Raw genomic sequence first — 12537 nt, 5'->3', positions numbered from 1 at the left:
CCGGAGGCCGGGGGACGGTCCCCGGCTGTCTGCCGGGCGGTGGCGGCGCCGAACCCGGCCCCCTGCGCCGCCGCCGCGACGGGCCGCACCCGCCCCGTGCCCCGACCCTTCGGTGCGGACCGCAACGTCCGCCCCGCACCATGGACCCATGAGCCCCACCACGCCCACCCGGTCCACCGCACCCAGCGGACTCCGCGGACCCCAGCTCGCCCGGCTGGCCGCGCTCATCGCCGATGAGACCCGCGCCGCCATGTGCCTCGCCCTGCTCGACGGGCGGGCGTGGACCGCGGGGGAGCTGGCCCGGTATACCGGGGTCGCCCCGTCGACGGCGAGCGAGCATCTGACCCGGCTCATCGAGGGCGGACTGCTGGCGGAGGAGCGCCAGGGCCGGCATCGCTACGTACGGCTGGCCGGGCCGCAGATCGCGCAGCTGATCGAGGACCTGTCCGCCCATGCCGCGCCCCCGCCACCGCCCCGTTCGCTGCGCGCCGCCAGCGCGAGCGGCGCCATGGCGCGGGCCCGCACCTGCTACGACCACCTCGCCGGGCGGCTCGGGACCGCGATCACGGACGCCATGCTGGAGCGCGGGCTGCTCCAGAAGGTGACCGGGTTCGCGCTGACCGACGCGGGGATGGCCTGGTTCCGGGAGCTCGGCATCGACCTCGCGAGCACCGCGTCGCGCGGACGGCGGCCGATGGTCCGCAGCTGTCTCGACTGGACCGAGCGCCGCCCGCATCTGGCGGGACTCGCCGGGGCCGCCCTGTGCCGTCATGTCCTGGACACCGGCTGGTGCGTCCGCATCGGCAAGGGACGGGCGCTGCGGGTGAGCCCGGAGGGGGAACGCGCGCTGGGCGAACTGCTCGGCGTCACCGCCCCGGAGTGACGGCGGGGGCGGCGGGGGACGGCAGGGGCGGCGCGGGGGACGGCAGGGGCGGGCGACGAGGGACGGCGGATGGCGGCGAGCAGCGGCACCACCGGTCACGACGCCCCTTCGGGTGCACGACGCCACCGGGTGACGGCGGAACGGCGGCGAGCGGCGGCACCCCGGTCACGACGCCACCGGGTCATGGCGCCCCTTCGGTGACCACACCACCGGGTGACCGGGCCACCCGGCCACGACACCAACACCACCGGGTGACCACGTCATCGTTCGGTGGGGGCCGAAACGATCCGGATCTACGGTCGACGGTATGAGCGACGACACCGGCGACGGCACCCCGCCCACCCCGCCCGACCGCCACACCGCCTTCCACCGGCTCCACCACGGCGAGCGGCCCCTGCTGCTGCCCAACGCCTGGGACCACGCCTCCGCCGCCGCCCTCGCCCGGCGCGGCTTCCCCGCCATCGGCACCACCAGTCTCGGCGTGGCGGCGGCGGCCGGGCTGCCGGACGCGACGGGCGCCACCCGCGACCGGACCCTCGCCCTCGCCCGGGGCATCGCGCGTCTTCCCGCGCTGGTGAGCGTCGACATCGAGGGCGGGTTCAGCGACCGGCCCGAGGAGGTCGCGGCGCTCGCGGCCGAGCTGGACCAGGCCGGGGTCGTCGGCGTGAACATCGAGGACGGACGCCCCGACGGCACCCTCGCGCCCCTGGCCCGGCAGTGCGCGGTGATCGCGGCGGTCAAGGAGCGGGTGCCCCGGCTGTTCGTGAACGCCCGGACCGACACCCACTGGCTCGCCGCGATCGGTGGCGCCGGAGCCGTGCCGCCCTCCCGCACCGCCGCCTTCGAGCGTGCCGAAGCGTATGTCCGGGCGGGCGCCGACGGGGTCTTCGTACCCGCGCTCACTGATGAGCGGGACATCGGCGCACTCGTCCGCGACCTGGGCGGAACCCCGCTGAACATCCTCTTCGCACCCGGCCGTCACACCTATGAGCGGCTGGCGGAGCTCGGGGTGCGGCGGATCAGCTGCGGTTCGCTGCTCTTCCGGGCCGCGCTGGACCGCGCCGTCGAACTGGCCTGGACGATCGCCCACCCCACCGGCCGTACCGACCTGGGTACCGACCCGGGTACCGACCTGGGCCGGGCCGCCGGCCTGCCCACCTATGCCGAGGCTCAGTCACTGGCCGAGGACTTCGCAGATGACGTCACCGCTCACATCACCGAGGACGTCACAGGGGGCACCCGCACATAGCTGCAACGGGCATATTTTCGGCCATCTAACATTGGTGCGATTCCCCCGTAGCAATGAAGTGGAGCAGTCATGGGCCTCGGCGTGCGCTGGACCCTGCACGGCGATGGGCGCACCCCCGCCCCCGATGCCGTCGTCAAGCCGGATGAGCGGCTGTCCTGGCCGAGGACGGCGGGGCTGGGCGCGCAGCATGTCGTGGCCATGTTCGGGGCGAGCTTTGTCGCCCCGGTGCTGATGGGGCTCGACCCCAACCTCGCGATCATGATGTCCGGGGTCGCGACCGTCCTCTTCCTGCTCGCGACCCGCGGCCGGATCCCCAGCTATCTGGGCTGCAGCCTGTCCTTCGTCGGTGTGGCCGCCGCCATCAGGGCGCAGGGTGGCGGCAGCGCCGCCGTCACCGGGGCGATCCTGGTGGTCGGCGGGGTGCTGCTGCTGAGCGGTCTGGCGGTACGGAAGTTCGGCGCGCGGATCATCCACGCCGCGATGCCGCCGGTGGTGACCGGCGCGGTGGTCATGCTGATCGGGTTCAACCTGGCACCGGTGACCGCCGGTACGTACTGGCCCGCCGACCAGTGGACCGCGCTGCTGACGATGCTGGTCACCGGGGCGGCCGTGGTCTGTCTGCGGGGTTTCTGGTCGCGGATCGCGATCTTCCTGGGGCTGGTCTTCGGCTATGCGGTCTCCTGGGTCTTCGACCGCGTCTTCGGCATGATCCACTCGGTGGACGGCAGCGGACGGGTCACCGACCACTGGCGGCTGGATCTGTCCGGGGTGGCCAAGGCGGACTGGATCGGTCTGCCGTCCCTGCACGCGCCGAGCTTCCACTGGTCGGCGGTGCTGGTGGCGCTGCCGGTGGTGATCGCGCTGATCGCCGAGAACGCCGGGCATGTGAAGGCGGTCGGGGAGATGATCGACGATCCGCTCGACGACCAACTGGGCACGGCGATCGCCGCGGACGGCGCGGCGACCGTGATCTCCACGGCGGTCGGCGGCCCGGCCAATACGACGTACTCCGAGAACATCGGCGTCATGGCGGCCACCCGGGTGTACTCCACCGCCGCGTACTGGGCGGCCGCGGGGTTCGCGCTGCTCTTCGGGCTGTGCCCGAAGTTCGGCGCGGTGGTGGCCGCGGTGCCCAGTGGGGTGCTGGGCGGGATCACCGTGATCCTCTACGGCATGATCGGGCTGCTCGGTGCGCAGATCTGGGTGCACAACAAGGTCGACCTGCGCAATCCGCTCAATCTGGTGCCGGTCGCGGCGGGCGTCATCATCGGCGTCGGCGGCGTCAGCCTGAAGGTCAGCCAGAACTTCGAGCTGGGCGGGATCGCGCTCGGCACCATCGTGGTGCTGCTCGGCTACCACGTCCTGCGCGCCCTGGCCCCGGCGCATCTGAAGCGGCAGGAGCCCTTGCTGGACGCGGGCACCAGCGAATACGACGACGACCGGCCGGCCTAGCCGGTGGCCCTGGACGTACACACGGGTTGACGCGGCGTTCAGCCGTCCAGGGGACGTGGCGGCGTACGGCGGGACCGCCCCCGGTCCGGCCTGCCACTGTGGCGTCCATGACGATGCCCACGCACACGCGGCCGGCGCCGCACACCGTGAAGAACGTCGTGGCGCGCATGGGCGCGCTCGGCGCGGCGCTGCCGCCCGGGGACGGGGTGGCGGTCTTCAACGGGGTGTACCTGTCGGTCACCGAGGAGGTCGGCCGCCGGCTGGCGGACGGGTACTTCCATGACCCGTCCGCCACCGAGGAGTTGGACGTGCGGTTCGCCGGGCGCTATCTGGCGGCGGTCGACGCGGTGACCACGGGTGCGCGGCCGCCCGCCTGCTGGCGGCCGCTGTTCGAGCTGCGGCGCCATCCGGGCGTCCACCCGGTGCAGTTCGCGCTCTGCGGGATCAATGCCCATATCGGCCATGACCTGGCGCTCGCGCTGCTGGACACCTGCCGGGCCCGGGGTGTCGAGCCGGACGCCCTGGAGGGCGACTTCGACCGGATCGGCACACTGCTCACGGGGATGGAGGAGCGGATCCGGGAGGAGTTGATGCCCGGTCCCGACCTGCTGGACGTGGCCGATCCGCTCACCCATCTGGTGGGTTCGTGGAGCCTGGAGAAGGCGCGGGACGCCGCGTGGGCGGCGTTCCGCGCGCTGTGGGGGCTGCGCGGACTGCCGGAGCTGGCGGCGGAGTTCGCCGAGCGGATCGACGCGACGGTGGGCCTGGTCGGGCGCTTTCTGCTCACTCCGCTGCCGTCGGCGCGCTGAACGGGCTCCCCGCCGGACCGCTTCAGTCCTCGGGCAGTTCGACGGGCGCGATCCGGTCGTACAGGTCGCCCGGCCCGGGGTTCGTGGGGTCGGTGGAGCCGCCGAAGTGGTGCATGACGCCCCAGACCGCGTTGAGCGCGGTCTGGACGGCGCCCTCGGCCCAGCCCGCCGTCCAGGAGATGTCGTCGCCCGCGAGGAAGACGCCCCGCCGGTCGGCGGGCAGCCGGTCCTGCATGAAGTGGGTGAACAGCCGCCGCTGGTAGCGGTAGTGGCCGGGCAGGTTGGCCTTGAACGCGCCCATGAAGTAGGGCTCGTTCTCCCAGGAGACGGTGACCGGGCTGCCGATGATGTGCTTGCGGATGTCGACGCCCGGATAGATCTCCGAGAGCGACTTGAGCATCACCTCCATCCGCTCGTTGGCCGACAGCGGCAGCCACTTGAGGCTGTCGTCGCACCAGGTGTACGAGAGGCAGATGACGGCGGGCCGGTCCGGGCCGGTCTCCAGCAGATAGGTGCCGCGGGTCATCCGGTCGGTGAGCGTCATGCTCATCGTGTCCCGGCCGGTGCGCTCGTCCTTGTCCCGCCAGAACGGCCGGTCCACCGGCACGAAGAGCTTGCTGGACTCCATGTAGTGGGTGCGCTCGATCGCCGTCCAGTGGTCGATCGGGAAGAGCGAGTCGTCGCAGTCGATCTGGGACAGCAGCATCCAGGACTGCGCGGTGAAGACCACCGCCCGGTACGAGCGGATGTCACCGCTCGCGTCGGTCACCACGATACGGTCGCCCGCGGCCCGGTGCAGCCGGGTCACGGCCGGCCGGGGCGCACCGCCGTGCAGCGAGGACAGCGAGGTGCCCCGGGGCCAGTGGACGATCTTCTGGGGCTCTCGCTCCCACAGCCGCAGTGGAAGCTGCCGGCTGCCGCCGACGATGGAGCGGTGGTGGTCGTCGGCCTCGGTGTAGACGACCCGCAGGATCTCCAGGATGGAGTTGGGGAAGTCGGTGTCCCAGCCGCCGGTGCCGAAGCCGACCTGGCCGAAGATCTCCCGGTGGCGGAAGGAGGCGAAGGCCGGGGAGTCGCAGAGGAAGCCGTAGAAGGTCTGGTTGTCGAGCTTCTCCACCAGCCGCGCCCAGATCTCCCGGATCCGGGGGACGTCCCGCTCGCGGATGGCGCGGTTCATGTCCGAGAAGTCCGCGCCCTCCTCCAGACAGGTCCGCCAGGCGTCGGCCACCTCGCGGTAGACCGGGGGCAGATCGTCGATGGTGCGGGCGTAGTGGGACCGGCCCTTGAGGTCGACGACGGTCGAGGGGGTGTCGGGGGCCAGCGGGTTGGGGAACGGCTCGGTCCGCAGGCCCACCAGGTCGATGTAGTGCTGGAGGGCGGTGGAGGACGGCGGGAAGCGCATCGCGCCCAGCTCGGCGGTCAGCGAGTCGTCACAGCCCTCGAAGCCGACGGTACGCAGCCGTCCGCCGATCCGGTCGGCCTCGTGGACCACGGGCCGCAGGCCCATCTTCATCAGCTCGTAGGCGGCGACGATGCCGGACAGACCGCCGCCGACGACCGCGACCTCGGCGCCGTGCTCGGTCGCGGGTATCTGGCCCAGGCCCGCGGGGTGGGCGAGGTAGTCGTCGTAGGCGTAGGGGAAGTCCGGACCGAACATGGTGACGGGCGGAAGGGGGTCGGGAGCGTGCGCGTCCCGCTCGTCGTGGACGGCGTTGGGCACCGTGGACGTCATGGGCTACGGACTCCTGGCTGCTGAGGGTGGTACGGGTGGTACTGGGCGGTGCGGGCGGTACGAGTGGGGCGGGTGCGGCGGGGCCGGATCAGCCGAGAGAGCTGTACAGACCGGGGCGGCGGTCGCGCAGATACGGGTTGATCCGACGCGAGGTGGCCAGCAGCTTGGGGGCGACGTCGCCGAGGAGGAGTTCCTCCCCGCGGCCGGCCCGCAGACAGGTGGCGCCGTCGGGCCCGGCCAGGCAGCTGAGGCCGATGAAGTCGAACTCCCCCTCGGGTCCGCTGCGGTTGACGTACGCGATGTACATCTGGCTTTCGAAGGCCCGTACCGGGATCAGGGATTCGGCGACGAACTCGAAGGGGTGCATCTGCGCGGTGGGCACCAGCAGCAGATCGGTCCCGGCCAGGGCGTGGGCCCGGACGTTCTCCGGGAACTCCACGTCGTAGCAGATCAGGATGCCGACGGTCAGCTCGCCGAGGGTGGCCTGGACGACCGGGGTCTCGCCGGGGGTGAACGCGTCCCGCTCGAAGCAGCCGTAGAGGTGGGTCTTGCGGTAGTTGGCGAGTTCGGTGCCGTCCGGGCCCACGAGCCGGGCGGAGTTGTGGACCGCTCCCGCGTGGCGCTCGGGGTAGCCGTAGAGGATGGCGAGGCCGTGGCTCCCGGCGATCTCGGCCACGGCCCGGCCGCTCGGCCCGTCGGCGGGCTCGGCCAGCTCCCGTACGCCGCCGCCGATGGCATAGCCCGTCAGGAACATCTCGGAGGTGACCAGCAGCCCGGCCCCGTCGCCCGCCGCGCGGGCGGCGGCCTCGTCGAGGACCTTGAGGTTCTGGGCGGGGTCGCCGGGGTGACCGGAGTTCTGGAGCAGAGCGGTGCGCAGCGGCGGCATGGGCAGACCTTGAGGCGAGACGGGCGGGCGGAGGGGCGTAAAAACAGTACGTCGCCTCCGGATCGCCCAACAAGACGCGATCATTGCGTCCGGCGTCGATTCATGACACGTGGGGCGCGGTGCGCGGCGATTCGTTGCGCACCGGGCCCTCGCACCGGACCTCCCGCTCGGCCGGCACCGCCGCCCCGGCGCCGTTCAGCGCCGTTGAGCGCCGTGCAGCACCACTCGGCAGCATTCCGTTCGCGCCTACGAGGGCGTCCCCGAGCCGAACCGCCGCAGCAGGGGCGAGAGCACCAGCACGGACTTGGTGCGCTCCACGAACGCCTCCCCCGCGATCCGTTCCAGCACCCGCTCGAAGTGGCGCATATCGGAGGCGAAGACCTGGACGATGGCGTCCGCGTCACCGGTGACGGTCGACGCGGACACCACCTCGGGGTAGCGCGACAGGCCCCGGCGGATGTCGGCCGGGGAGGTCTTGTGGCGGCAGAACAGCTCGATGAAGCCCTCGGTCTCCCACCCCATCGCCGCCGGGTCGACCCGCACCGTGAAGCCGGTGATGGCGCCCTCGGCGCGCAGCCGGTCCACCCGGCGTTTGACGGCGGGCGCGGACAGTCCGACCAGTTCGCCGATGTCGGCGTAGGAGCGGCGGGCGTCCTCGGCGAGGGCGTGGACGATGCGTTCGTCGAGATCGTTCAGTCGCACTGCGGGGGAATCACTTCTCTGCCGTGGCCAGTCGGGATCGGCGCAAGCCGTAGGCGAAGTACAGCACAAGGCCGACGGCCATCCAGCCCCCGAACACCATCCAGGTCACCGGCTGGAGACTGCCCATCATCCACAGGCACAGCGCGAAGCCGATCAGCGGGAAGAGCGGGGACAGCGGCACCCGGAAGGTGCGGGGCATGGCGGGCCGGGTCCGGCGCAGCACGATCACGGCGATGTTGACCAGCGCGAAGGCGAAGAGCGTACCGATGCTGGTGGCGTCGGCGAGCTGGCCGAGCGGGACCGCGGCGGCGAGGACACCGCAGAAGAGCGAGACGATGAGGGTGTTGGCGCGGGGCACCCCGGTCCCGGCGTGGACCGTCGAGAAGACCTTGGGCACCAGCCCGTCCCGGGACATCGCGAAGAGGATGCGGGTCTGCCCGTAGAGCACGGTCAGCACCACGGAGGCGATCGCGACGACCGCACCGGCGGCGAGCAGCACGGCCCAGAAGCCCTGTCCGGTGACCTCCTTCATGATCGAGGCGAGCGCGGCCTCGGTGCCGGAGAACCGCTGCCACGGCAGGGCGCCCACCGCCACGGCGGCGACCAGGCAGTACAGCGCGGTCACGATGACCAGCGAGAGCATGATCGCGCGGGGCAGGTCGCGCTGCGGGTTCCTGGCCTCCTCACCGGCCGTGGAGGCGGCGTCGAAGCCGATGTAGGAGAAGAAGAGGGTGGCGCCGGCGGCGCTGACGCCCGCCATGCCCAGCGGCATGAACGGGGTGTAGTTCCCGGCCCGGATGCCGGTGAAGGCGACGGCGCAGAACAGGATCAGCGCCGCGATCTTCACACCCACCATGATCGCGTTGGCGCGGGCGCTCTCCCTGGCGCCGCCCAGCAGGAACGCCATGGCCAGCAGCACCACCAGCAGACCGGGCAGATTGAAGACGCCGCCGTCCCCGGGCGGGGCGGCCAGCGCGTCGGGGATGGTGACGCCGAAGGCGCCGTCGAGCAGTTCGTTGAGGTACTCGCCCCAGCCGACGGCGACGGCCGCCACCGAGACCCCGTACTCCAGGATCAGACACCAGCCGCAGATCCAGGCGATCAGCTCGCCCATGGTGGCGTAGGCGTAGGAGTAGGAGGAGCCGGAGACCGGGATGGTGCCCGCCAGCTCGGCGTAGGACAGCGCGGAGAACAGCGCGGTGAGCCCGGCTATGACGAAGGACACCACGACCGCCGGTCCGGCGTCCGGTACCGCCTCGCCGAGCACCACGAAAATACCGGTGCCCAGGGTGGCACCGATGCTGATCATGGTGAGCTGCCATACGCCCATCGAGCGCCGCAGGCTCCCGCCCTCGCCCTGGCCGCCCTCGGCGACCAGCCGCTCCACCGGCTTGCGCCGCATCAGCCGGGCGCCCAGCCCACCGACCGGAGGGTCTGGTTCCGGTTGTTGGGTAGCGGGCGGTGCTGCGCCGTGCTCCGACACTTGGGTGGCTCCTTTATCGCTGCCATCGCTGCCATCAGGTGGTGGTGGCGACCGAACTGCGGACATACGGGTGCCCGGAAGGCAAACCCGCAGGTTGGAATCGCCGAGCAGCCGGTCCCCGCCACTCCACGTCAGCGCAAGACCCTATGAGCCGTCCGCCGACGGCCGTAATGCACCATGGTTGCGCATCCCCGTCGCAACGTTGCGCGCGGGGGCGCGCGGCGTGGAATCGTTGCGAAACACTGCGCGCGTCAGCGCGCGTTTCACCCGAATGCCGCGATACTGCACTATTTTAGCGGTCGTTGGTGGGGACGTGACCACTGACAGCCTGCAACCACCCGATCACTCCCGCCTCCCGGCCGAACCCGTGTTCCGGCCCCGTGACCAGGGGGGTGACGGCGAGCGCTATCCGCTCGAATACCGCGCGAGAGTGTGGGAGGACTTCCTCCGGGCGCTGGGCCGGATCGAGGCGGACTTCCTCCAGCGCTCCGACACCCCGGAACCGGGCGTCACGGCATGACGTACACCGAGCCGAGGCCGGGCGGCTACGGGCCCCCTCCCACCGGCCACCGACCCGCCCCCGCGCCCCCTCCCGGGGAGCGGTTCGAGGCGGCCGTCGACCATGAGATGAACCCTTTCCCGCTGCCCGACTTCTCCCTGCCCGACCCGGAGACCATCGAGAGCCGCTGGGACCTGGAGGGAGACCTGGCCCGGCTGCTCCAGACCACCTCCGCCGAGGAGCCGGTGCACACCACCGGCCCCATCGGACCGGTCGGCCCGCTCCGCACCCCCTCCCCCTCCCCCGCGCATGTGCGCGGGCGCGGCAAGCGCCGCCGGGTCCGGTTCCGGCTGCCGACGATGCCGTGGCTGCATGTGATCAGCCTGCTCTTCGCGGCCGTCACCACGGTCATCGTCGCCATGCTGAGCGTGCTCGGCGGAATGATCTCCTACCGTCCGCTGCGCTATCTGGCCTCCCCGAGCACCTCGGAGTCCATGGCGGCGTGGTGGCCCCTGCTGGTCTACGGACCCTGGCTGGTCGCCTCGCTGTCGGTGCTGCGGGCCGCCCTGCACCGCCGGGGCGCGGCCCACTCCTGGGCCGTGGTGGTGCTCTTCTCCACCATCGCGGTGTTCCTGTGTGTCGCCCACGCCCCGAAGAACGCGCCCAGCATGGCCGTCGCCGGTCTTCCCCCGGTCGCCGCGCTGGTCTCGTTCCACCAGCTGGTGCGGCAGATCACCCTCACCAGCCCCCCGCGCCACGCGCTCCCCCGCACCAGGGGTGAGCAGCGCGGAGTGGCGAGGTGAGGCACACCACGAGAGATCGCCGTGGCCCCACTCACCCGAGCCGAGTGGGGCCACGGTCGTGTGCGGGCCGGACCGGAGCCGGCCCCCGCTGAGCTCAGTCCCAGGAGACGTGGAGCGGCTGGCCCTCCGCGTAGCCGGCGGCGCTCTGCACGCCCACCACGGCCCGCTCGTGGAACTCCTCCAGCGACGCGGCGCCCGCGTAGGTGCAGGAGCTGCGCACACCCGCGACGATCGCGTCGATCAGGTCCTCGACCCCCGGCCGGGCCGGGTCCAGGAACATCCGCGAGGTGGAGATGCCCTCCTCGAACAGCCCCTTGCGGGCCCGCTCGTACGCCGACTCCTCGCTGGTGCGATTGCGCACCGCGCGCGCCGACGCCATCCCGAAGCTCTCCTTGTACGGCCGGCCCTCGGCGGTGTGCTGGAGGTCGCCGGGCGACTCGTACGTCCCCGCGAACCAGGAGCCGATCATGACGTTGGACGCCCCGGCGGCCAGCGCCATGGCGACGTCGCGGGGGTGGCGTACGCCGCCGTCGGCCCACACGTGCTTGCCGAACTTCCGCGCCTCGGCGGCGCATTCGAGCACCGCGGAGAACTGCGGCCGGCCCACGCCGGTCATCATGCGGGTGGTGCACATCGCCCCCGGTCCGACGCCGACCTTGACGATGTCGGCACCGGCCTCGATGAGATCGCGCACCCCCTGGGCGGCCACGACGTTGCCCGCCACCACCGGCACCCGCGGGCCGAGGTCCCGGACCGCCCTGAGCGCGCTGATCATCGACTCCTGGTGGCCGTGGGCGGTGTCCACGACGAGGGTGTCCGCCCCGGCGTCCAGGAGCGCCTTCGTACGGCCCTCCACATCGCCGTTGACCCCGATGGCGGCGGCGATCCGCAGCCGGCCCGCGGCGTCCACCGCGGGCTTGTAGAGCGTCGCGCGCAGCGCGCCCTTGCGGGTCAGGATGCCCACCAGCTTCCCGTCCGCGTCGACGGCGGGCGCCAGCTTGCGGTGCGCGGCGTCGAGACGGTTGAACGCCTCCTGGGGGTCTATGTCCGCGTCGAGCACCATCAGCTCCCGCGACATCACCTCGGACAGCTGCGTGAAGCGGTCCACGCCGGTCAGGTCGGACTCGGTCACCACCCCCACCGGACGCCCGTCCTCGACCACCACCCCCGCGCCGTGTGCCCGCTTGGGCAGCAGCGACAGCGCGTCGGCGACGGTCCCCGAGGGGGCGAGGACGATCGGGGTGTCCAGCACCAGATGGCGGTTCTTGACCCAGCGGACGACATCGGTGACGACGTCGATCGGGATGTCCTGCGGGATGACGACGAGGCCACCGCGGCGGGCCACCGTCTCGGCCATGCGGCGGCCGGCGATCGCGGTCATGTTGGCGACGACGAGCGGAATGGTGGTGCCCGTGCCGTCGGGCGAGGCCAGGTCCACCCCCTGGCGGGAGCCGACCGCGGAGCGGCTCGGCACCATGAACACATCGTCGTAGGTCAGGTCGTAGGGAACCGGGGACGATTCCACGTGGCGTCCCGTACCGGGCTCGAGGAAACGCATGAGTCTCACATTCACGCGAAACGACGCAGGTCGCTCCGCGGCGGCACAACAAAAGACCCCCGCACTCATATAGTCCTCCGAAGAGGGGCCGCGGGGGTTGCTCCGTGCCGGCAGGCAACCTGCCTTACGTCGAAACGTTACCCGAGCGTCCGCCCGAGGGCGAGTGACCGACGTGTCGCGGCCACCGCCGGGCCATGGAGCTGCCGGAACCGCGAGGGGATCGCGTACACAAGGAGTCCGGGCGCCCGACACGGGCGCCCGGTACGCAAACCCGCGAACGAAAGCCGCGCGTGCCCACCCGGTGAGGTGGGGTATGCCCGAGCGGCACCGGGTGCGAACGGCTGCCGTCGCCCCTCTGCCGAAGGCAGTGGATCACGTCTGTCGCCACCTGGCCGAGCCGATGACGGAGCTGTCGGATGTCGATCTGGACGTGTCCTGGGCCGTGCCGGAGGCGCCGGCCGGGGGTCGCAAGCCGACACCT

11 protein-coding genes are annotated in these 12537 nt (G+C 72.0%); 6 read left to right on the top strand and 5 right to left on the bottom strand.

What is annotated here, in order from left to right; genetic code table 11:
• The first annotated feature begins 148 nt into the window (after nucleotides 1–148).
• The 4 genes from N6H00_RS33220 (at nucleotide 149) to N6H00_RS33205 (ending at nucleotide 4393) form a co-directional block, all read left to right on the top strand.
• Complete coding sequence (locus N6H00_RS33220; RefSeq protein ID WP_268975528.1) at nucleotides 149–883, top strand: ArsR/SmtB family transcription factor; 735 nt, start codon at nucleotides 149–151, stop codon at nucleotides 881–883.
• 307 nt (nucleotides 884–1190) lie between these two features.
• Entirely contained in the window at nucleotides 1191–2132 is a 942-nt protein-coding gene (locus N6H00_RS33215; protein WP_268975527.1) for an isocitrate lyase/PEP mutase family protein, read from the top strand.
• A 69-nt stretch (nucleotides 2133–2201) separates the two neighbouring features.
• Nucleotides 2202–3584, top strand: coding sequence for a uracil-xanthine permease family protein (locus N6H00_RS33210; RefSeq protein WP_268975526.1), 1383 nt, complete (start codon nucleotides 2202–2204; stop codon nucleotides 3582–3584).
• Between the two features lie 107 nt (nucleotides 3585–3691).
• The gene (locus N6H00_RS33205; RefSeq protein ID WP_268975525.1) at nucleotides 3692–4393 is read left to right on the top strand and encodes a DUF5995 family protein; all 702 of its coding nucleotides are present in this window, start codon (nucleotides 3692–3694) and stop codon (nucleotides 4391–4393) included.
• A gap of 22 nt (nucleotides 4394–4415) precedes the next feature.
• Here N6H00_RS33205 and N6H00_RS33200 read toward each other — a convergent pair whose 3' ends face one another.
• The 4 genes from N6H00_RS33200 to N6H00_RS33185 all read right to left on the bottom strand — a co-directional run bounded on the left by N6H00_RS33200 (nucleotide 4416) and on the right by N6H00_RS33185 (nucleotide 9196).
• A complete protein-coding gene (locus N6H00_RS33200) occupies nucleotides 4416–6125 on the bottom strand; it encodes a flavin monoamine oxidase family protein (RefSeq protein WP_268975524.1) in 1710 nt (569 codons plus the stop codon).
• A gap of 88 nt (nucleotides 6126–6213) precedes the next feature.
• Nucleotides 6214–7011 carry a carbon-nitrogen hydrolase family protein gene (locus N6H00_RS33195; protein WP_268975522.1) on the bottom strand — a complete coding sequence of 266 codons (798 nt, stop codon included), beginning with the start codon at nucleotides 7009–7011 and terminating at the stop codon, nucleotides 6214–6216.
• Nucleotides 7012–7257: 246 nt separating this feature from the next.
• A complete protein-coding gene (locus tag N6H00_RS33190; protein ID WP_268975521.1) occupies nucleotides 7258–7713 on the bottom strand; it encodes an Lrp/AsnC family transcriptional regulator in 456 nt (151 codons plus the stop codon).
• 10 nt (nucleotides 7714–7723) lie between these two features.
• On the bottom strand, nucleotides 7724–9196 hold the full coding sequence (locus tag N6H00_RS33185) for an amino acid permease (protein ID WP_268975520.1): 1473 nt from the start codon (nucleotides 9194–9196) through the stop codon (nucleotides 7724–7726).
• A 313-nt stretch (nucleotides 9197–9509) separates the two neighbouring features.
• Here N6H00_RS33185 and N6H00_RS33180 point away from each other — a divergent pair, with 313 nt between their 5' ends.
• Together N6H00_RS33180 and N6H00_RS33175 are read left to right on the top strand one after the other, a co-directional pair.
• Nucleotides 9510–9716, top strand: coding sequence for a hypothetical protein (locus tag N6H00_RS33180; protein ID WP_268975519.1), 207 nt, complete (start codon nucleotides 9510–9512; stop codon nucleotides 9714–9716).
• Complete coding sequence (locus N6H00_RS33175) at nucleotides 9713–10498, top strand: DUF2637 domain-containing protein (RefSeq protein WP_268975518.1); 786 nt, start codon at nucleotides 9713–9715, stop codon at nucleotides 10496–10498. Before N6H00_RS33180 ends, N6H00_RS33175 begins: the two co-directional genes overlap by 4 nt.
• 94 nt (nucleotides 10499–10592) lie before the next feature.
• On the opposite strand, the gene N6H00_RS33170 is transcribed toward N6H00_RS33175, so the two are convergent.
• On the bottom strand, nucleotides 10593–12056 hold the full coding sequence (locus tag N6H00_RS33170) for a GuaB1 family IMP dehydrogenase-related protein (protein WP_268975517.1): 1464 nt from the start codon (nucleotides 12054–12056) through the stop codon (nucleotides 10593–10595).
• Nucleotides 12057–12537 lie beyond the last annotated feature (481 nt).

The organism is Streptomyces sp. S465 (genome assembly GCF_026898115.1).
GTDB classification, from domain to species: domain Bacteria; phylum Actinomycetota; class Actinomycetes; order Streptomycetales; family Streptomycetaceae; genus Streptomyces; species Streptomyces luomodiensis.
The sequence above is the reverse complement of the archived record's forward strand: the minus strand, read 5'-3'. Positions and strand labels throughout refer to the sequence as shown.